Source organism: Pseudomonas sp. LFS044, assembly GCF_047978245.1.
GTDB lineage: Bacteria > Pseudomonadota > Gammaproteobacteria > Pseudomonadales > Pseudomonadaceae > Aquipseudomonas.
The window spans coordinates 222508-242791 of the sequence record NZ_JBFPFX010000005.1 but is presented as its reverse complement, the minus strand read 5'-3'; the positions used below and the strand labels follow the sequence as shown (position 1 = coordinate 242791).

Below are 20284 nucleotides of genomic sequence, written 5' to 3'. Positions count from 1 at the left end.
TCAATGAAATCGAGTAGGACGGAGCACGAGAAACTTTGTCTGAACATGGGGGGACCATCCTCCAAGGCTAAATACTACTGACTGACCGATAGTGAACTAGTACCGTGAGGGAAAGGCGAAAAGAACCCCGGAGAGGGGAGTGAAATAGATCCTGAAACCGTATGCGTACAAGCAGTGGGAGCCTACTTTGTTAGGTGACTGCGTACCTTTTGTATAATGGGTCAGCGACTTATATTCAGTGGCGAGCTTAACCGAATAGGGGAGGCGTAGCGAAAGCGAGTCTTAATAGGGCGTTTAGTCGCTGGGTATAGACCCGAAACCGGGCGATCTATCCATGGGCAGGTTGAAGGTTAGGTAACACTGACTGGAGGACCGAACCGACTACCGTTGAAAAGTTAGCGGATGACCTGTGGATCGGAGTGAAAGGCTAATCAAGCTCGGAGATAGCTGGTTCTCCTCGAAAGCTATTTAGGTAGCGCCTCATGTATCACTGTAGGGGGTAGAGCACTGTTTCGGCTAGGGGGTCATCCCGACTTACCAAACCGATGCAAACTCCGAATACCTACAAGTGCCGAGCATGGGAGACACACGGCGGGTGCTAACGTCCGTCGTGAAAAGGGAAACAACCCAGACCGTCAGCTAAGGTCCCAAAGTCATGGTTAAGTGGGAAACGATGTGGGAAGGCTTAGACAGCTAGGAGGTTGGCTTAGAAGCAGCCACCCTTTAAAGAAAGCGTAATAGCTCACTAGTCGAGTCGGCCTGCGCGGAAGATGTAACGGGGCTCAAACCATGCACCGAAGCTACGGGTATCACCTTTGGTGATGCGGTAGAGGAGCGTTCTGTAAGCCTGTGAAGGTGAGTTGAGAAGCTTGCTGGAGGTATCAGAAGTGCGAATGCTGACATGAGTAACGACAATGGGAGTGAAAAACTCCCACGCCGAAAGACCAAGGTTTCCTGCGCAACGTTAATCGACGCAGGGTTAGTCGGTCCCTAAGGCGAGGCTGAAAAGCGTAGTCGATGGAAAACAGGTTAATATTCCTGTACTTCCAGTTATTGCGATGGAGGGACGGAGAAGGCTAGGCCAGCTTGGCGTTGGTTGTCCAAGTTTAAGGTGGTAGGCTGAGATCTTAGGCAAATCCGGGATCTCAAGGCCGAGAGCTGATGACGAGTTGCCTTTAGGCGACGAAGTGGTTGATGCCATGCTTCCAAGAAAAGCTCCTAAGCTTCAGATAACTGGGAACCGTACCCCAAACCGACACAGGTGGTTAGGTAGAGAATACCAAGGCGCTTGAGAGAACTCGGGTGAAGGAACTAGGCAAAATGGCACCGTAACTTCGGGAGAAGGTGCGCCGGTGAGGGTGAAGGACTTGCTCCGTAAGCCCATGCCGGTCGAAGATACCAGGCCGCTGCGACTGTTTATTAAAAACACAGCACTCTGCAAACACGAAAGTGGACGTATAGGGTGTGACGCCTGCCCGGTGCCGGAAGGTTAATTGATGGGGTTAGCGCAAGCGAAGCTCTTGATCGAAGCCCCGGTAAACGGCGGCCGTAACTATAACGGTCCTAAGGTAGCGAAATTCCTTGTCGGGTAAGTTCCGACCTGCACGAATGGCGTAACGATGGCGGCGCTGTCTCCACCCGAGACTCAGTGAAATTGAAATCGCTGTGAAGATGCAGTGTATCCGCGGCTAGACGGAAAGACCCCGTGAACCTTTACTATAGCTTTGCACTGGACTTTGAATTTGCTTGTGTAGGATAGGTGGGAGGCTTTGAAGTGGGGACGCCAGTTCTCATGGAGCCATCCTTGAAATACCACCCTGGCAACTTTGAGGTTCTAACTCAGGTCCGTTATCCGGATCGAGGACAGTGTATGGTGGGTAGTTTGACTGGGGCGGTCTCCTCCCAAAGAGTAACGGAGGAGTACGAAGGTGCGCTCAGACCGGTCGGAAATCGGTCGTAGAGTATAAAGGCAAAAGCGCGCTTGACTGCGAGACAAACACGTCGAGCAGGTACGAAAGTAGGTCTTAGTGATCCGGTGGTTCTGTATGGAAGGGCCATCGCTCAACGGATAAAAGGTACTCCGGGGATAACAGGCTGATACCGCCCAAGAGTTCATATCGACGGCGGTGTTTGGCACCTCGATGTCGGCTCATCACATCCTGGGGCTGAAGCCGGTCCCAAGGGTATGGCTGTTCGCCATTTAAAGTGGTACGCGAGCTGGGTTTAGAACGTCGTGAGACAGTTCGGTCCCTATCTGCCGTGGACGTTTGAGATTTGAGAGGGGCTGCTCCTAGTACGAGAGGACCGGAGTGGACGAACCTCTGGTGTTCCGGTTGTCACGCCAGTGGCATTGCCGGGTAGCTATGTTCGGAAGAGATAACCGCTGAAAGCATCTAAGCGGGAAACTTGCCTCAAGATGAGATCTCACTGGGATCTTGAATCCCCTAAAGGGCCGTCGAAGACTACGACGTTGATAGGTTGGGTGTGTAAGCGCTGTGAGGCGTTGAGCTAACCAATACTAATTGCCCGTGAGGCTTGACCATATAACACCCAAGCAATTTGCTAGCGCAGATTGCGGTGGTGAAGACGAAACGAACCGAAAGTTCGAACGCACATCACACAGATCACATATCCGAATTCGCTGGGCTGTCCATCTGGACATTCTGGCTACCGAATTTCTTGACGACCATAGAGCATTGGAACCACCTGATCCCATCCCGAACTCAGTAGTGAAACGATGCATCGCCGATGGTAGTGTGGGGTTTCCCCATGTGAGAGTAGGTCATCGTCAAGATTCATTTCGCAAAACCCCTATCTGCGCGAGCAGGTAGGGGTTTTGTCTTTTCTGGATTTTACTGAGTCCGGACTCGGCAGCCAGCCGTGATATCGTTCCCTACCAGCTCCCAGCGCATTCCAGAGAACCCTCAATGGCCAAGCCCACCTCATTACATCCCGGCTTCATGATCGTGCACGGCAATCGCCTGGACGATTTGCGCAGCCTGGTGGTGAGTTGGATGCGCCGCTATCCGCTGGCACCGCTGGAAAACGAAATCGCCTTGGTTCAGAGCAACGGCATCGCCCAGTGGCTCAAGTTGGCCCTGGCCGAAGACCCGCTGGAAGATGACCAAGGCGGCTGCGGCATTGCCGCCGCCATCGAAGTGCAGTTGCCGGGCAGCTTCATGTGGCAGCTTTACAGAAAGGTGCTGGGCCGTGACGAGATCCCCGAGGTCTCTCTGCTGGACAAGGCGCCGCTGACCTGGCGCCTCATGCGGCTGCTGCCAGCACTGATCGAGCGCCCCCATTTTGAACCGCTGCGCCGCTTTCTCACCGATGACGGCGACCTGCGCAAACGCTATCAACTGGCAGAACGTCTGGCTGACCTGTTCGACCAGTACCAGGTCTACCGTGCCGACTGGCTCAAGGATTGGGCTGCCGGCGAGCACATCCTCAATACGGCTCGTGGCGAACGTAAACTGCTGGCTGTCGGTAACCGCTGGCAGGCCGAACTATGGCGTGCGCTGCTTGAAGATGTCGGCGAGCAGGGCATGGCTCAGAGCCGGGCAGGGGTGCATCAGCGTTTCATCGAGCGTATCAACAGCCTTGAGCAGCCACCTGCCGGCTTGCCATCGCGGGTGATCGTGTTCGGTATCTCCTCGTTGCCTGCCCAGGCGCTGGAGGCGCTCGCCGGCCTCGCGCGTTTCAGCCAGGTGCTTTTGTGCGTACACAACCCGTGCCGCCATCACTGGGCCGACATCGTTGCCGACAAGGACTTGCTGCGCCACCAGTACAAACGCCAGCAGCGCAAGCAAGGCATGCCTTTGCACCTGGATGACGAGTCATTGCATCAGCACGCCCACCCTTTGCTGGCCGCTTGGGGCAAGCAGGGCCGCGACTACATCAACCTGCTCGACAGTTATGACGACCCTGGCAGCTATCAGGGTGTCTTCAGCGAAGGGCGCATCGACCTGTTCAGCGAAAGCGAGCCGAAGACCCTGCTCAACCAGCTACAGGACGATATCCTCGAACTGCGCCCCCTTGCCGAAACACGCGAGCTGTGGCCAGAGATCGACCTCGGCAAAGACCGCTCGGTACGCTTCCACATCGCGCACAGCCCGCAGCGTGAAGTGGAGATCCTGCACGATCAATTGTTGGCTCGCTTCAGTGCCGACCCCACGCTGCGCCCGCGTGACGTCATCGTCATGCTGCCCGCGATCGACACCTACGCACCGCATATCCGCGCCGTATTTGGCCAGTTGCAGCGCCACGACCCGCGCTATATCCCCTTTACCCTGACCGACCAGGGCCAGCGTGGCCGCGATCCGCTGCTGATTGCCCTGGAACACCTGCTCAAGCTGCCAGATAGCCGCTTCGCTGTCAGCGAAGTCCTCGACCTGCTCGACGTTCCGGCAGTGCGCGCACGTTTTGGCATTCGCGAAAGCGATCTGCCAACCCTGCACCGCTGGATCGAAGGCGCGGGTATACGGTGGGGCCTGAATGCCGAGCAGCGGGCCACGCTCGGCCTGCCCGAAGGCCTGGAGCAGAACAGTTGGCGTTTCGGCCTGCGACGCATGCTGCTGGGTTATGCCGTCGGCATGGGCGAGGGGTGTGACGGCATCGAGCCTTACGACGAAATCGGTGGGCTGGATGCTGCCCTGATCGGCCCGCTGGTAGCCTTGCTCGACGCCCTCGATGTGGCCAACCACGCCTTGTCCCAGCCTGCCACGGCGGCTGAGTGGGGAGAGCGCCTGAATGCGTTGTTGCAGGTGTTCTTCCTGGCGGAGGATGAACATGACGAGTTCCTGCTGATGCAACTGCAGGAGCTTCGCGATAGCTGGCTGGAAGTCTGCGAGACCGTTGGTTTGCAAGACCTGTTACCCCTAACCGTGATCCGTGAGGCGTGGCTATCGGGCCTCGACCAGGGCAAGCTGTCCCAGCGTTTTCTTGCGGGTTCGGTAAACTTCTGCACCCTGATGCCGATGCGAGCCATCCCGTTCCGGGTCGTCTGCCTGCTGGGCATGAACGATGGGGACTACCCACGCGCCCAGCAGCCGCTGGATTTCGACCTGATGGCCAGCGACTACCGCCCTGGTGATCGCTCACGCCGTGAGGACGACCGGTACCTGCTGCTCGAGGCACTGCTGTCGGCACGCGACCAGCTGTACATCAGCTGGGTAGGCCGGAGCATCCGCGACAACAGCGAGCGCCCGGCATCTGTGCTCATCGGCCAGTTGCGCGATCACCTGTCCGGCGGCTGGCGTGTGGCCGGTGGTGGAGAAGGCCCGCAGGCAGGCGAACAGTTGTTGCATGCGCTGACTCAGGAACACCCACTGCAACCTTTCAGCCCACGGTATTTCCAGAAAGGCAGTGGGTTGTTCAGTTATGCCCATGAGTGGCAACTGCTACACCAGCAAGCCGATGAGGTTAACCAGCCCCAACCCGGCTTGTCTTCGTACAACAACGATGAAGCGCTGACCCTGGCCCAGTTGCAGGACTTTCTGCGCCACCCGGTGCGGCATTTCTTCAGTCAGCGTTTGAAGGTGTACTTCGAGGCACTGGAAGCCCCCACGCCGGATGAAGAGCCGTTCGTCCTCGATGCGCTGCAGCGTTACAGCGCCAGTGAAAGCCTGCTGGGTGCCGCCCTGGCCGATCCGGAAAATGCCGAGCAAGCGTTAACCGCCCAAGCGCGCCGCCTGCAGGCTTGCGGCATGCTACCGCTGGCCGGGTTTGGCGAGCTGCTGCAGGCCGAGCTAATTCAACCCCTGCCCGACCTGCTGCAGCGCCACCGCCAGTTGCTACAACGCTGGCCCGATGTGGTCGAGGGCGCGCTGCCGATCCATTTCGAGCATGGCAGCCACCGCCTCGAAGGCTGGCTTGGCAGGGTGTACCAGGGCGCAGATGAAAGCCTGTTGAGCATCACCACGGTGCCAAACACCATCAATGCGGGGCGCAACAGCCTCAAATGGCACCGTTTGATCGCCAGCTGGGTCATGCACCTGGCGGCCTGTGCTGCAGGGTATCCATTGCACAGCGCGCTGCTGGCCAGTGACATCACCCTGTTGCTGCCACCGCTGCCGCAGGCCGAAGCCGCGGAACAGCTCGGCCATCTGCTGGTATCACGCCAGGCTGCAATGAATGCACCGCTGCCGGTTGCTGCCAAGACCGCGTTTGCCTGGCTGGCCCAGGACGACCCTGACAAAGCACGCGCCGCCGCCATCCGTGCCTATGAAGGCGACGGCCGCACCAGCTTCGGCGAGCGCAGCGAAAGCGTGGCACTTGCCAGACAGTTCCGCGACTTCGCTGCGCTCAGTGCCGACGAAACCTTTGAAGGCTGGTGCGAAACCTTGTACCGCCCGTTATTCAGCGCAGCCTGGCAGACCTTGGGCAATCCGGAGAGTGGCGCATGACCCAGGACCGTCCCCTGGCACTGAGTTTCCCCCTGCACGGCAGCCAACTGATCGAAGCCAGTGCGGGCACCGGCAAGACCTTCACCATTTCCGCACTCTACTTGCGGCTGATCCTCGGCCATGGCGGTGAGCAAGGCTTTGGTCGTGAGTTGTTGCCGCCACAGATCCTCGTGGTGACCTTCACCGATGCCGCCACCAAAGAGCTGCGCGAGCGTATTCGCGCGCGCCTGGCCGAGGCTGCGCGGTTCTTCCGCAGTGAGCTGCCAGAGGCGGACCCGCTGCTGCACCAGTTGCGTGACGATTACCCCGAAGAGCACTGGGCACGCTGCGCCAATCGCCTGGAAGTGGCGGTGCAATGGATGGACGAAGCGGCCGTTTCGACCATTCACGGCTGGTGTCAGCGCATGCTCCGCGAGCATGCCTTCGACAGCGGCAGCCTGTTCACCCAGAGCCTCGAAACCGACCACAGCGAGTTGCTCGGCCAGGTCATGCGCGATTACTGGCGACGGTTCTGCTACGGCATGCAGGGCGACGCACTGGCCTGGGTGCGCAGCCACTGGGGCAGCCCCGACGCGTTGCTGCCGCGTATCCGCCCGCTGTTCGGCCGCGTCCGTGCACAGCAGGATGAGCACGAGCCGCAGGCACTGATCGATACCGCACTGCAACAGCGCGTCGACCAGCTGTGTCTGTTGAAAGCGCCATGGGTGAAGTGGGCGGACGAGTTGCAGCAAATTTGCCGCGATGCCGTCGCCGCCAAGCAGGCTGACGGGCGCAAGCTGCAGGCACGCTTCTTCGAGCCGTGGTTCGAAAAACTGCGTGCCTGGGCGAGTGATGAGCAGGTCGTCGAGCTCGACCTGGGTACCGGCTTCACCCGCCTGACCCCCGCCGGCATGGCTGAAGCGTGGAAGGTTGGCGAGCCGCCAGCTCACCCGGCCTTGGAGGCCATGCAAGGCCTGCCGCAACAGCTGCAGGCCCTGGCCAGCCCCGATGCACGCTTGCTCGAGCACGCCGCCGCCTGGGTCTCGGCACGTTTCGAGGTAGAAAAACGCCGCCGCGCCGAGATGGGTTTCGACGACATGCTGCTGCGCCTGCAGCACGCGCTGGCCAGTGAAGCCGGTGAGCGCCTGGCCAGCTTGATCCGCGAACAGTTCCCGGTCGCGCTGATCGACGAATTCCAGGATACCGACCCGGTGCAGTACGGGATCTTCGAGCGCATCTACTGCATCAGCGAAAACCGCGCAGAAACCGGCCTGTTCATGATCGGCGACCCCAAGCAGGCGATTTATGCCTTCCGCGGTGCCGACATCTACACCTACCTGTCCGCCCGGCGCGCCACCGCCGGCCGGCTGCACAGCCTGGACACCAACTACCGCTCCAGCGAGGCGATGGTGGCCGCGGTCAACCGGGTGTTCCTGCAGGCCGAAGCACGTGAACAAGGGCGCGGCGCGTTCCTGTTCCGCGAGGCTGATGACAACCCGCTGCCGTTCATCGATGTGCGTGCCAAGGGCCGCAGCGAACGCCTGCTGATCGACGGCGAGGCCGCCGCGGCCCTGCAATGCTGGCAGCTGGAAAGCGAAGACCCCGTTTCCAGCACACTTTACCGTCAGCAAATGGCAGCCAGTTGCGCCAGCCACATCGTCGCCCTGCTCAATGGCGCGCAGCGTGGCGTCAGCGGTTTGCGCAAGGCTGACGGCGAACTTCGGCCATGCCTGCCGTCCGACATCGCCATCCTGGTGCGTGATGGCCATGAGGCGCAGTTGGTGCGTGCCGAGTTGGCGGCCCGTGATGTGCGCAGCGTCTACCTTTCCGACAAGGACTCGGTGTTCGCCGCCCAGGAGGCACATGACCTGCTGGCCTGGCTCAAGGCCTGCGCCGAACCGGACTCCGAGCGCCTGCTCAAGGCCGCGTTGGCCAGCCTGACACTGGAGCTGTCACTGGCCGAGCTGGACCAGCTGAACCAGGACGAGCGGGTCTGGGAAGATTGGGTGATGCGTTTTCGCCGTTACCGTGACACCTGGCAGCGCCAAGGCGTACTGCCGATGTTGCGCCACCTGCTGCACGACTTCCAGTTGCCGCGCACGCTCATTGCCCGCAGTGATGGCGAGCGGGTGCTGACCAACCTGCTGCACCTGGCCGAACTGCTGCAGCAAGCGGCCGGCGAACTGGATGGCGAACAGGCCTTGATCCGCCATCTGGCCGAGCACCTGGCGAGCTCCGGCCAGGCCGGTGAAGAACAGATCCTGCGCCTTGAAAGCGATGAGCAACTGGTCAAGGTCGTGACCATTCACAAATCCAAGGGCCTTGAATACCCCTTGGTCTACCTGCCGTTCATCTGCACCAGCAAGCCGGTGGACGGTAGCCGCCTGCCGTTGGCCTGGCACGACAGCCAGGGCAATGCGCAGCTGACACTCACCCCCGACCAGGCACAGATAGCCCTGGCCGATGACGAGCGCCTGGCCGAAGACTTGCGCCTGCTTTATGTAGCCCTGACACGTGCCCAGCATGCGTGCTGGCTGGGTGTTGCCGACCTCAAGCGTGGCAACCAGAAAAGCTCGCAGTTGCACCGTTCAGCGCTCGGCTATCTGCTCGGTGGTGGCTTGCCGCTGCAGGGCTCGGCACAACTGGGCGACTGGTTGCGCAGCCTGCAGGCGGGCTGCCCGCACATTGCCTGCCCAGGCCTGCCGGCAGCCGACGATACGTGCTACCGCACGCCCCATGCCGAACGCGAACTGTTGCCGGCGCGCAAACCGCGTCGCCCAGCGGCCGAGCATTGGTGGATCGCTTCCTACAGTGCCTTGCGGGTCGGCGAGCAGACGTTGGGGGCCGATAGCTCCCAGGCCCAGCAACTGCTCGACGATGAAGTCGTCGATGCGCAAGTGCTGCGTGAAGTGCCGGCTGACGGTGGCGATATGCATCGCTTCCCGCGCGGGCCGAACCCCGGCACCTTCCTGCACGGCCTGCTCGAGTGGGCGGGGCGCGAAGGTTTTGCCGAAGTCGCGGCCAACCCCGCACTGATCGCACGCACCGTCGGGCAACGCTGCAACCGACGCGACTGGACCGGCTGGATTGCAACGCTTAACCAATGGTTGGAGCAACTGCTGACCGAGCCTTTGCCGGCCCGCGATGTGACCCTGACGCTCGCGCAGCTGCAGCACTACCAGATCGAAATGGAGTTCTGGTTCGCCAGCCATCAGGTCGATGCCGAGCAGCTCGACCGCCTGGTAACGCGCCATACCCACCCAGGCGCGGCGCGCCCCGCTGCCCAACCCACATTGCTCAACGGCATGTTCAAAGGCTTTATCGACCTGGCGTTCGAGCTGGACGGGCGTTACTACGTGGCCGACTACAAGTCCAACTGGCTCGGCCCCGACATCCAGGCCTATGACACCTTGGCCATGGAGAAGGCGATCCTCGAGCACCGCTACGACCTACAGTACGTGCTGTACCTTCTGGCCCTGCATCGCCAGCTGCGTGCCCGCCTGCCCGATTACGATTACGACCTGCATGTGGGTGGCGCCTTGTTCATTTTCCTGCGTGGCGCCAACAGCAGTGGCCACGGCGTGTACTTCGCCAAGCCGCCACGCGAGCTGATCGAAGCGCTCGATGCGCTGTTCCGTGGTGTGCACCAGCCTCAACAGCAGGACCTGTTTGCCGGAGTTGCGCCATGAGCCGCACCCTAGATGACCTCTTGCCTACGCCCCTGAACGCCGAACACCTGTTGACGCTGGCACCGCAACGCATCAGTGCCGACCTGCTGCAACTGCTCGACCGCTGGGTGGAGCGCGGCTGGTTGCGCGCCCTCGACCGGGCGTTCGTGTCTTTTCTCGAAGAACGCGCCCCCGGTAGCGATCCGTTGCTGCTGCTGGCTGCAGCGTTGGCCAGCCATCAACTGGGCCACGGCCACGTCTGCCTCGACCTGCAACAGACCCTCGCCGAGCCGGACTTCGCCCTGTCGCTGCCCCCGGAAGGCGATGCCTTGGCAGGCCCCTTGCTGCTGCCGTCGCAACTGCTCGCCAACCTCGATCTGGGCACCTGGCGCCAGCGCATCACCGCAAGCCCCCTGGTAGCCGCTGGCAACACCCCTGGCCAGCAGTCGCGGCCCTTGGTGATCAGCGGCGAGCGCCTCTACCTGCGCCGCTACTGGAGTTACGAACGGCAGATCGACGCAACCCTGCGCCAACGCCTGAGCCAGGAAGACGCAGCCCCGGCAGACTTGCCAGCACGCCTGGCGCAGTTGTTTGACGAAGGCGCCCTGGCCGGGCAGGTGGACTGGCAGAAGCTGGCCTGTGCCCTGGCCACCCGCGCCGGGTTCAGCATTATCACTGGCGGCCCTGGCACGGGTAAGACCACCACGGTAGTCCGCCTGCTGGCCTTGCTGCAGGCGCCTGCGGTAGAGCAGGGCAGGCCCCTGCGCATCCGCCTGGCGGCACCGACCGGCAAGGCCGCCGCCCGCCTCACCGAATCCATCGGCCAGCAGGTCGAGCGCTTGCAGGTTAGCGGCGAGGTGCGCGGGCAGATCCCCACCGACGTCAGCACGGTGCACCGCTTGCTGGGTAGCCGGCCGGGTTCGCGGCACTTTCGCCACCACGCTGGCAACCCGCTGCCGCTGGATGTGCTGGTGGTCGATGAAGCGTCGATGATCGACCTCGAGATGATGGCCAACCTGCTCAATGCCTTGCCCCCCAAAGCGCGCCTGATTTTGCTGGGTGACAAGGACCAGCTGGCCTCGGTCGAAGCCGGCGCGGTACTCGGCGACTTGTGCCGGGATGCCGAAGAGGGCTGCTACTCACCCGCCACCCAGGCTTGGCTGGAGCAGATTGGTGGCCAGTCGTTGACGGACAGCGGCCTCAAGGCGGGTGACGCACAGCGCAACCCGCTGGCCCAGCAAGTGGTGATGCTGCGGTTTTCCCGGCGCTTTGGCGAAGGCAGCGGCATCGGCCAGTTGGCGCGGCTGGTCAACCGCCAACAAGCCCAGGCGGCCCGCGACCTGTTGACGATGCCACCGTCGGATGTCTTCGGCCTCGCCTTGCGCGGCGAGCACGACCGCGCGTTCGATCGGCTGATACTCGATGGCCTCAACCGCGGCAGCGAAGGCCCGCAAGGCTATCGCAGCTACCTGCGCGCCATCGGCCGTTACCGCCCGGCGCCAGGCAGCGCATTCGATGACCCTCGTTGGGAACAATGGGCCGGCAAGGTGCTGCGCAGCTTCGAGGACTTCCAGTTGCTTTGCGCAGTGCGCAAGGGCGCCTGGGGTGTCGAAGGCCTGAATGAACGGGTAGCGCGTGTGCTGCACGGTGCCGGGCTGATCGACAGCCAGCAGCCCTGGTACGAAGGGCGGCCCGTGCTGGTGACGCGCAACGACTACGGCCTCGGGCTGATGAACGGCGACATCGGCATCGCCCTGCGCTTGCCGGATGAACACGGCGAGCCGCTGCTGCGCGTGGCGTTCCCGCGCAATGACGGCAGCGGCGGGGTACGGTTTGTCCTACCCAGCCGCCTCAACGAAGTGGAAACGGTTTTCGCCATGACCGTGCACAAGTCCCAGGGCTCGGAGTTCAGCCACACCGCCCTGGTGTTACCGGACGCGCTCAACCCGGTGCTGACCAAGGAACTGGTGTACACGGGCATTACTCGAGCCAAGCACTGTTTCAGCCTGATCGAGCCACGCCAGGGCATCTTCGAAGAAGCGGTGGGGCGCAAGGTGAGGCGGATCTCCGGGTTGATGCTCGAGCAAGTCTGACGCCCCTACGGAGGTGGCGGCGTTGTGCTATCGTTGCGCCCATATCCGAAGGGACTTGAGAGACTTCCCACATGACAGTGGCCGGTGGACGAGTGACGGGCTCTTTGCTTTCGCTGTTGCTGGCTGCCCTGATGCTATCGGCCGGCCCTGCCCGCGCAGACGCTGCAGCCACTGCGGTACAAGCCCAGCAGCGGGCCAGGGCCGTGACCCAGGTGGTGCTGGGTATTCTCAGCTATGCGCGTTGGCCGACCGAGCCGGTGCCGCTGCGCCTGTGCCTGATCGGGCCCACCGAATACGCCGATGACCTGATCAAAGGCAACCTGCAGAACTCCGGGCAACCGCTGCAGGTGCGCCGTTTGCTCGCCGATGACCGCGGGCTGGCCCAGGCCTGCGATGCCATCTACATCGGCAAGCTCGATCACGCTGAGCGCGATCGCTTGTTCCAGGCGGTCAGCGGCCACCCGGTATTGAGTATCAGCGAGGCGGACGACCCGTGTACGGTCGGCAGCCTGTTCTGCCTGCGGGTCAGCGATCAACAGGTAGCCTTCGAGGTCAACCTCGATTCCGTGGCACGCTCCGGCGTGCGTATCCACCCCAGTGTGCTGCAGTTGTCACGGCGCCGGGCGGTGCAACCATGAAGGCCACTAACAAGAAACGGGCTCGCCCGACCCTGCGTTCGGTGCTTGGCCGCGGTCACCTCAGCGTGGCCCTGTTGGCCGTTGGCCTGGTGGGCATATCGCTGACGCTGCTGGGCGTGCTCGCCCTGCGCGTTTACGCCAACCACAACTTGCACCTGATTGCCCGCTCGATCAATTACACCGTCGAAGCCGCCGTGGTGTTCGACGACAGCGTCGCTGCCAACGAGGCCCTGGAGCTGATTGCCAGCACCGAGGAAGTGGCCGATGCCAAGGTGTTCAACAACGACGGTGAGCAGTTGGCGCACTGGCAGCGCAACGTTGACGGCCTGCTTGGGCACCTGGAAACCCGCGTGGCAACGGCCTTGCTGGGCGAGCCAATCAACCTGCCGATTCTGCACAAGCAGCAGAGGGTTGGGCATATCGAGCTGATCGGCCAAGGCCGCAGCCTGTTGCTGTTCATGCTCGGCGGCCTTGGCGGCATTCTGTTCTGTACCCTCCTCAGTGCCTTTGTTGCCCTGCACCTGTCGCGGCGCCTGCTTGGCGATATCGTCCGCCCGCTGCGCGCACTGGCCAGCGTCGCCCACGCGGCACGGCGCGAGCGTAGCTTCGACCGGCGTGTGCCGGAAGCGCCGATTGCAGAACTCAACGAACTGGGCAACGACTTCAACGCCTTGCTGGACGAACTGGAGGTCTGGCACAGCCACCTGCAGAACGAGAATGCCACCTTGGCCCACCAGGCCAGCCACGACAGCCTGACCGGCCTGCCCAACCGCGCCTTCTTCGAAGGCCGCCTCAGCCGCTGCCTGCGCAACGCTGCGCGCCAGCAGGACCACATGGCCTTGCTGTTCCTCGACAGCGACCACTTCAAGCAGATCAACGACAGCCTCGGCCACGCCGTGGGTGATGAAGTACTGATCAACGTTGCCGACCGTGTGCGCGCGCAGCTGCGCGAGCATGACCTGGTGGCGCGCCTGGGCGGCGATGAATTCGCCATCCTGCTGACCCCGCTGCAGTCGCGCGAAGATGCCCAGCGCATCGCCGAGAAGATCATCGCCAGCATGCAACTGCCGATGCAACTGGACAGTGGTGGCAGCATCAACACCTCGCTGAGTGTCGGCATTGCCTATTACCCGGATGATGGCGACGATTCCGCCAGCCTCCTCAATGCCGCTGACGCGGCGATGTACCAGGCCAAGCGCACGCGCCGTGGCCAGTGGCAAGCGGCGCAGACGGAACGGTCCGCCGCCGAAATCAAGAACAGGAGCTGAACCGTGATACAGCGTTTGCGTTTCCCCTTCGTCGCCGTGGTGTTGGCTTTGCTGGCGCTGACCGGCTGCCAGAGTACGCCCCAGGCAGGCCTGACGCCTGAACAGATCGCCGTGCTCAAGCGCGAAGGCTTTGCACCCACGGATGAGGGCTGGGCGTTCGATCTGTCGGGTAAAGTACTTTTCGGCAGTGACCTGGACAGCCTCAATGGCCCGAGCCAGGCGATTGTCGAGCGTATCGGCAAGGCGTTGCTGGGCGTGGGCATCGAGGGGGTGCGGGTCGATGGGCATGCCGATGCCTCGGGCAAGGCGGCCTACAACCAACAGCTGTCCGAGCGCCGGGCGCAGAGCGTGGCCCAGGCACTGATCGGCATCGGCATGCCTGCGCAGAACATCCGCACACGCGGTTTGGGCAGCACCGAGCCGGTGGCGGATAACCGCACAAGCTCCGGCCGCACCGAAAATCGGCGGGTGTCGATTGTGGTGGCGTCTTACTAAGGCCCGCGTTGCAGTCATCGTCGGCAAGCCGGCTCCCACAGGTTGGACTGCCCCCAAGAAGTTGGATACCAATCCAACCCTAGGGGGCAGTCCAGGTATGGCCGGCCTTCAAGGCCTGTGATTTCCTTGTGGGAGCCGGCTTGCCGGCGATGGGCTGCAGAGCAGCCCCTTTACGCCTGGGCAAAGCGCATCTCGCGGGTTTCCCCCATCAACAAAGGCGCATTCGCCTCGGTCACCCCACGGATGTAATCCCACAGCAGGGTGATCCGCTTCAACTTGCGCAAATCCTCCCGGCAGTACATCCAGAATTGCCGGGTCACCTCGATTTCTGCAGGCAACACCGTCACCAACCGTGGGTCCTGCGCTGCAAGAAAGCACGGCAATATCGCCAGCCCGCGCCCCTGCAGCGCTGCCGTGAATTGGGCAATCACACTGGTGCTGCGCAGGTGCGCACTGGCATTGGGAATCAGGTTGGCCAAGTAAAGCAGCTCGGAGCTGAACGCCAGGTCATCCACATAGCTGATGAACGGATGGCCCGCCAGGTCGCTTACCTGGCGGATCGGTGCGTGGTTGTCGAGGTAATCCTGCGTCGCGTAAAGCCGCAACCGGTAGTCGCACAGTTTGCAGCACACATAGGGGCCATGCTCGGGCCGCTCCAGGGCGATGACGATATCCGCTTCGCGCTTGGACAAGCTGATGAAGTGCGGCAGCGGCAGGATATCCACCGAAATCGCCGGGTAGGCATTGACGAAGTGGCTCAGCTGCGGGGTAACGAAGAAGCTGCCGAAGCCTTCGGTGCAGCCCATGCGCACATGCCCCGACAGCGCCACGCCTGAGCCGGACACCTGCTCACAGGCCATGTGCAGGGTGCTTTCGATCGACTCGGCGTAGCCCAGCAATCGCTGGCCCTCGGCAGTCAGCACAAAGCCATTGGTTCGCGACTTTTCAAACAGCAAGGTGCCCAGCGCACCCTCCAGCGAAGTGATGCGCCGCGACACCGTGGTGTAGTCGACGCTCAGGCGTTTGGCCGCGCTGCTGGCCTTGCGGGTGCGCGCCACTTCGAGGAAGAACTTCAAATCGTCCCAGTTCAGCGAACTGAGTGAGGTCAGGTCTTTTTGCATGTTGATCCGGTTTTTTTGTGCGTTCTTGTTGGATGTTTGCACATCTATACTCGAAAAAAGCCCCCTGACGCCACCTCGCGTTTGCACGGCGCTGGCGATCTCGTCCTGACAATAATTCCAAGGAGAACGCAGATGAACGCACCCCAATCCCCCGGCCAGGCCAAGGTCGAGCAGGTCAAGCTGCTGATTGATGGCCAGTGGGTCGAGTCGAAAACCACCGAATGGCGCGACATCGTCAACCCGGCCACCCAGCAGGTGCTGGCGCGGGTACCGTTCGCCACGGTTGAAGAAGTGGACGCGGCAGTGGCCGCCGCCGAGCGCGCCTTCAAGACCTGGCGCGATACCCCGATCGGCGCGCGCATGCGCATCATGCTCAAGCTGCAGGCGCTGATCCGTGAACACAGCAAGCGTATCGCCGTGACCCTCAGCGCCGAGCAGGGCAAGACCATCGCCGATGCCGAGGGCGATATCTTCCGCGGCCTGGAAGTGGTCGAGCACGCCGCGTCCATCGGCACCCTGCAGATGGGCGAATTCGCCGAAAACGTTGCCGGTGGCGTCGACACCTATACCCTGCGCCAGCCCATCGGCGTGTGCGCCGGTATCACCCCGTTCAACTTCCCGGCGATGATCCCGCTGTGGATGTTCCCGATGGCCATCGTCTGCGGCAATACCTTTGTGCTCAAGCCATCCGAACAGGACCCGCTGTCGACCATGATGCTGGTCGAGCTGGCGCTGGAGGCCGGTGTGCCGGCGGGCGTGCTGAACGTGGTGCACGGCGGCAAGCAGGTGGTGGACGCCATCTGCACGCATAAGGACATCAAGGCGATTTCGTTCGTCGGCTCCACCGAAGTCGGCACCCACGTGTACAACCTGGGCAGCCAGCACGGCAAGCGCGTGCAGTCGATGATGGGCGCGAAGAACCACGCTGTGGTGCTGCCCGACGCCAACCGCACCCAGACCGTCAACGCCCTGGTCGGCGCGGCTTTTGGCGCCGCTGGGCAGCGTTGCATGGCTACTTCGGTGGCGGTGTTGGTGGGCAAGGCGCGTGAGTGGCTGCCGGATATCAAGGAGGCGGCAAGCAAGCTCAAGGTCAATGCCGGTAGCGAACCAGGCACCGATGTAGGCCCGGTGGTTTCCAAGCGTGCCAAGGAGCGTGTGCTAGGGCTGATCGAAAGCGGTATCAAGGAAGGCGCCAAGCTTGAACTGGATGGCCGTGATGTAAAGGTGCCGGGGTACGAGCAAGGCAACTTCGTCGGCCCGACCCTGTTCTCCGGTGTGAAAACCGATATGCAGGTCTACACCCAGGAAATCTTCGGCCCGGTACTGGTAACCCTGGAAGTCGACACCCTCGACGAGGCCATCGCCCTGGTCAACGCCAACCCGTTCGGCAACGGCACCGGCCTGTTCACCCAGAGCGGCGCGGCGGCGCGCAAGTTCCAAAGCGAAATCGACATCGGCCAGGTGGGTATCAACATCCCGATCCCGGTACCGGTGCCGTATTTCAGCTTCACAGGTTCGCGTGGTTCCAAGCTCGGCGACCTCGGCCCTTACGGCAAGCAGGTGGTGCAATTCTACACTCAGACCAAGACCGTCACCGCCCGCTGGTTCGATGACGACAGCGTCAATGACGGTGTGAACACCACCATCAGCCTGCGCTAAGGAGAACGCCATGCGTATCGCATTCATCGGCCTGGGCAACATGGGCGCGCCCATGGCCCGCAACCTGATCAAGGCCGGGCACCAGCTGAACCTGTTCGACCTGAACAAGACCGTACTGGCCGAGCTCGCCGAACTGGGCGGGCAAGTCAGCGCTTCGCCCAAGCAAGCGGCAGCCGACAGCGAGCTGGTGATCACCATGTTGCCGGCCGCAGCCCATGTGCGCAGCGTCTATCTGAACGAAGACGGTGTGCTGGCGGGCGTGCGCCCGGGCACGCCGACCGTGGACTGCAGCACCATCGACCCGCAGACCGCTCGCGAGGTCTCCAAGGCCGCTGCCGGCAAAGGCGTGGACATGGGCGATGCGCCTGTTTCCGGTGGTACCGGCGGTGCGGCAGCCGGCACCCTGACGTTCATGGTCGGTGCTAGCACCGAGCTGTTTGCCACGCTCAAGCCGGTACTGGAGCAGATGGGCCGCAATATCGTGCACTGCGGTGAGGTTGGCACCGGGCAGATCGCCAAAATCTGCAACAACCTGCTGTTGGGCATCTCGATGATCGGCGTATCCGAAGCCATGGCGCTGGGCAACGCGCTCGGCATCGACACCAAGGTACTGGCCGGCATCATCAACAGCTCCACCGGCCGTTGCTGGAGTTCCGATACCTACAATCCTTGGCCGGGCATCATCGAAACCGCGCCTGCTTCACGTGGCTACACCGGCGGCTTTGGCGCCGAGCTGATGCTCAAGGATCTGGGGCTGGCCACCGAGGCTGCGCGCCAGGCGCATCAGCCAGTGATTCTCGGGGCCGTGGCCCAGCAGCTGTATCAGGCGATGAGCCTGCGCGGCGAGGGTGGCAAAGATTTCTCGGCGATCGTCGAGGGGTACCGCAAGAAGGATTGACGAGCAAGGTGGGCTTCATCGCGGGCCGGGCAGCTTTCCCTCTGTAACTGCGCACCAGAGGGGAGGAGGCCCGTACTGCGGTGTTTTTTCTTTCTGCTCCGGAAAATGATTTATATTTGCAATGAGCTGCACGTTAAAGGGTGAAATTACAGGTAGTGAGTTACTACAAGGGATGAGAAGAGAGTTATATGTAGGGCCCATAGTGTCACTAGTAGAATCTTGGTTTTCTTGGGGAATGAATCAATTTCTTGTTGCTCTACAAGATTTCTATGCGTGAAAATTGATGGGAGTGCGAGTACTGTTGAAATTGTTCCTGTGCGCATCAGTTTCCCGATCAGCCCGGCTCGCTTGTAAGTCGCTCTATTTTTTTTGATGTACTGGCTGTTAGGGAATAGTGACTCAAAATGCTCGGTCCGCCGGGCGGCGATAAAACACTGTGCTGTCATTGTGATGATGATCAGGTTGATGATGACTGCCGGGATTAACCCTTTATCAAAAATATTCACTTTGAAAACTCCCGATACAGAAGCTCACCGTAGAATTCACCTTGCTCTTCTCCAATTTTGCCGCCAATGGTTGCTCCAGCACCACCAATCACTACTGCGCAAATCAGCCCACCCGTACCTGCCGTTGACAAACCGATCGCGGCACATATTGCAGGTGCTAGAACTGTCCCAGCCACATATCCACCAGCACTTCCGCCCGCCAGCCCTCCCATCAGTGAACCTCCTCCAACATACTTCGCTCTCTCGCAATCGGCTTCACGGCCGAGCGTACAAGCCTTGTGGATTTCAAGTCCTGTTCCTGCGACTTCAAGCGCTACTCCAACGTAGGCACCTTGCTTTATCAAACTGGCTGCCTTGGCTACACCGGCGACTTTATTTGCATACCCTGCTATCTCGCCCGTGTGCAAAAAACGCTTGGTGGATATCCCCAGCGTCCTTTTGATGGAGGTTCTATTTTTCAGCCCCGAGCCGTAAGCAGCCAGCTTGTTCAACTGCTCATCCAACTTCATGAACAAGGCGGCACGCTTGGCATAGAACTGATCGCGAGCGACCATGGTCCCTGATCCGAGATGCTGTTGATGCAACTTTTCGATTTCCATCAATGTGGCCTCGATGGCCCTCAGGTGCTTGCTCCACCCTTCACTGACCACTCCCGCGCCCATGGACGCATGCGCGATCAGGCTTTTCAGTGTCTCGAAGTTATCCAGGAAAAAGTTATCCACACCCTGACCATTGTGCAGCAGCCCTACGTGCACCTTGGCTGCTTGCGCCATCATCCAGGCTTCCTGACTGGTACATGAGGCCGTTGTGGAGTCGCCGATAATGATCAACTCGCCTTTTCTGACCACTGTGTTGGCGACGTGGGCATTAAGTACATCAAATTTTTCCAGTGAATGACCGCTGAGCGCCAGGTCAGCTTTAAGCCGGTGATAGTTTTGCAGCTTGAGATTCAGAAACGCCCGCGCCTCAGACATGACCATGCCCTCACGCGTATTTCTTATTGCCGATACGGTCCCAGCCACCGGCAATATTGCCGCCGCCGCTACCATCAACGCGGCGCTGTTGGGTATAAGTGGTTTTTATTCTACCGTAATTGAGTTGCACTACTTCCAGAGGAATACCCGTGTCGACGCCCTGCGAGTATTCGGCAATGATCACTTCTTCGAGAATGATTTCGTAGTATTTCAATTTGTCGCCACCGGCACGGCAGAGCGCCAGCTTCACTTCCTTGAGATGCTGGCCGGTGCAGCTGGCTTCCATCAGTTTGCAACTAGCGCTGTCGAGGCTTTTGGTGAATGTGAAGTTGGTCACTGAAGTGCGCCCGGAAGTTGCGCCGCCTGCGGAACTTGCAGTGGCGGATGTGCTTTGGCTGATGCCAAAGTCATAGCCGAGTATTTCAATCCATTTGTTGTGCTTTTCATCCAGTGCTTCACCTGGAATGTTGTCGATATGAATATAAGCGTCGAAAGCCATGCCTACCGCTCCCTGGCAAGTGATTTGAGTGGGTAATGCTGCCCGGCGAAAAGCCGGCTTCAGGAGCTTAAGACTGTCATGG

Annotated in this window: 12 protein-coding genes and 2 rRNA genes; 10 read left to right on the top strand and 4 right to left on the bottom strand. The window is 61.1% G+C overall.

All coding sequences use genetic code 11. The annotated features are described in order from the left end of the window. The 8 genes from ACNQPL_RS06450 to ACNQPL_RS06415 form a co-directional block, all read left to right on the top strand. Positions 1 to 2543, top strand: a 23S ribosomal RNA gene (locus tag ACNQPL_RS06450); the annotation flags it as partial. Positions 2544 to 2678: 135 nt separating this feature from the next. Next, positions 2679 to 2794, top strand: a 5S ribosomal RNA gene (gene rrf, locus ACNQPL_RS06445). A 133-nt stretch (positions 2795 to 2927) separates the two neighbouring features. Continuing rightward, on the top strand, positions 2928 to 6404 hold the full coding sequence (gene recC, locus ACNQPL_RS06440; protein WP_416466247.1) for an exodeoxyribonuclease V subunit gamma: 3477 nt from the start codon (positions 2928 to 2930) through the stop codon (positions 6402 to 6404). Continuing rightward, on the top strand, positions 6401 to 10072 hold the full coding sequence (gene recB / locus ACNQPL_RS06435) for an exodeoxyribonuclease V subunit beta (RefSeq protein WP_346613873.1): 3672 nt from the start codon (positions 6401 to 6403) through the stop codon (positions 10070 to 10072). The genes recC and recB overlap by 4 nt, the downstream gene beginning before the upstream one ends. Continuing rightward, positions 10069 to 12144, top strand: a complete 2076-nt coding sequence (gene recD / locus ACNQPL_RS06430) for an exodeoxyribonuclease V subunit alpha (protein WP_346613874.1) — start codon at positions 10069 to 10071, stop codon at positions 12142 to 12144. Before recB ends, recD begins: the two co-directional genes overlap by 4 nt. A 71-nt stretch (positions 12145 to 12215) precedes the next feature. Next, positions 12216 to 12782, top strand: coding sequence for a YfiR family protein (locus ACNQPL_RS06425; RefSeq protein WP_346613875.1), 567 nt, complete (start codon positions 12216 to 12218; stop codon positions 12780 to 12782). Beyond that, on the top strand, positions 12779 to 14050 hold the full coding sequence (locus ACNQPL_RS06420; protein ID WP_346613876.1) for a diguanylate cyclase domain-containing protein: 1272 nt from the start codon (positions 12779 to 12781) through the stop codon (positions 14048 to 14050). Before ACNQPL_RS06425 ends, ACNQPL_RS06420 begins: the two co-directional genes overlap by 4 nt. Positions 14051 to 14053: 3 nt before the next feature. Beyond that, the gene (locus ACNQPL_RS06415; protein ID WP_346613877.1) at positions 14054 to 14545 is read left to right on the top strand and encodes an OmpA family protein; all 492 of its coding nucleotides are present in this window, start codon (positions 14054 to 14056) and stop codon (positions 14543 to 14545) included. 170 nt (positions 14546 to 14715) lie between these two features. Here ACNQPL_RS06415 and ACNQPL_RS06410 read toward each other — a convergent pair whose 3' ends face one another. Continuing rightward, the gene (locus ACNQPL_RS06410) at positions 14716 to 15666 is read right to left on the bottom strand and encodes a LysR family transcriptional regulator (RefSeq protein ID WP_346613879.1); all 951 of its coding nucleotides are present in this window, start codon (positions 15664 to 15666) and stop codon (positions 14716 to 14718) included. 132 nt (positions 15667 to 15798) lie between these two features. On the opposite strand from ACNQPL_RS06410, the gene ACNQPL_RS06405 reads away from it, so the two are divergent. Together ACNQPL_RS06405 and mmsB are read left to right on the top strand one after the other, a co-directional pair. Next, on the top strand, positions 15799 to 17325 hold the full coding sequence (locus ACNQPL_RS06405) for a CoA-acylating methylmalonate-semialdehyde dehydrogenase (protein WP_416466246.1): 1527 nt from the start codon (positions 15799 to 15801) through the stop codon (positions 17323 to 17325). 10 nt (positions 17326 to 17335) lie between these two features. Further along, positions 17336 to 18223 carry a 3-hydroxyisobutyrate dehydrogenase gene (gene mmsB, locus ACNQPL_RS06400; RefSeq protein ID WP_346613881.1) on the top strand — a complete coding sequence of 296 codons (888 nt, stop codon included), beginning with the start codon at positions 17336 to 17338 and terminating at the stop codon, positions 18221 to 18223. A gap of 146 nt (positions 18224 to 18369) precedes the next feature. On the opposite strand, the gene ACNQPL_RS06395 is transcribed toward mmsB, so the two are convergent. From ACNQPL_RS06395 to ACNQPL_RS06385, 3 genes are read right to left on the bottom strand one after another with little or no spacing between them, the layout of a single operon-like run. Continuing rightward, positions 18370 to 18729, bottom strand: coding sequence for a hypothetical protein (locus tag ACNQPL_RS06395; protein ID WP_416466245.1), 360 nt, complete (start codon positions 18727 to 18729; stop codon positions 18370 to 18372). Further along, on the bottom strand, positions 18726 to 19703 hold the full coding sequence (locus ACNQPL_RS06390) for a hypothetical protein (protein ID WP_387532363.1): 978 nt from the start codon (positions 19701 to 19703) through the stop codon (positions 18726 to 18728). The genes ACNQPL_RS06395 and ACNQPL_RS06390 overlap by 4 nt, the downstream gene beginning before the upstream one ends. 10 nt (positions 19704 to 19713) lie before the next feature. Continuing rightward, the gene (locus ACNQPL_RS06385) at positions 19714 to 20202 is read right to left on the bottom strand and encodes an Hcp family type VI secretion system effector (protein WP_387532360.1); all 489 of its coding nucleotides are present in this window, start codon (positions 20200 to 20202) and stop codon (positions 19714 to 19716) included. Between the last annotated feature and the right edge of the window lie 82 nt (positions 20203 to 20284).

Bases quoted from the DNA above. Each gene is read 5' to 3' on its own strand.
- ACNQPL_RS06420 (WP_346613876.1), top strand. From the start codon at position 12,779: ATGAAGGCCACTAACAAGAAACGGGCTCGCCCGACCCTGCGTTCGGTG.
- recC (WP_416466247.1), top strand. From the start codon at position 2,928: ATGGCCAAGCCCACCTCATTACATCCCGGCTTCATGATCGTGCACGGC.
- recD (WP_346613874.1), top strand. From the start codon at position 10,069: ATGAGCCGCACCCTAGATGACCTCTTGCCTACGCCCCTGAACGCCGAA.
- mmsB (WP_346613881.1), top strand. From the start codon at position 17,336: ATGCGTATCGCATTCATCGGCCTGGGCAACATGGGCGCGCCCATGGCC.
- recB (WP_346613873.1), top strand. From the start codon at position 6,401: ATGACCCAGGACCGTCCCCTGGCACTGAGTTTCCCCCTGCACGGCAGC.
- ACNQPL_RS06385 (WP_387532360.1), bottom strand. From the start codon at position 20,202: ATGGCTTTCGACGCTTATATTCATATCGACAACATTCCAGGTGAAGCA.
- ACNQPL_RS06410 (WP_346613879.1), bottom strand. From the start codon at position 15,666: ATGCAAAAAGACCTGACCTCACTCAGTTCGCTGAACTGGGACGATTTG.
- ACNQPL_RS06405 (WP_416466246.1), top strand. From the start codon at position 15,799: ATGAACGCACCCCAATCCCCCGGCCAGGCCAAGGTCGAGCAGGTCAAG.
- ACNQPL_RS06390 (WP_387532363.1), bottom strand. From the start codon at position 19,703: ATGTCTGAGGCGCGGGCGTTTCTGAATCTCAAGCTGCAAAACTATCAC.
- ACNQPL_RS06425 (WP_346613875.1), top strand. From the start codon at position 12,216: ATGACAGTGGCCGGTGGACGAGTGACGGGCTCTTTGCTTTCGCTGTTG.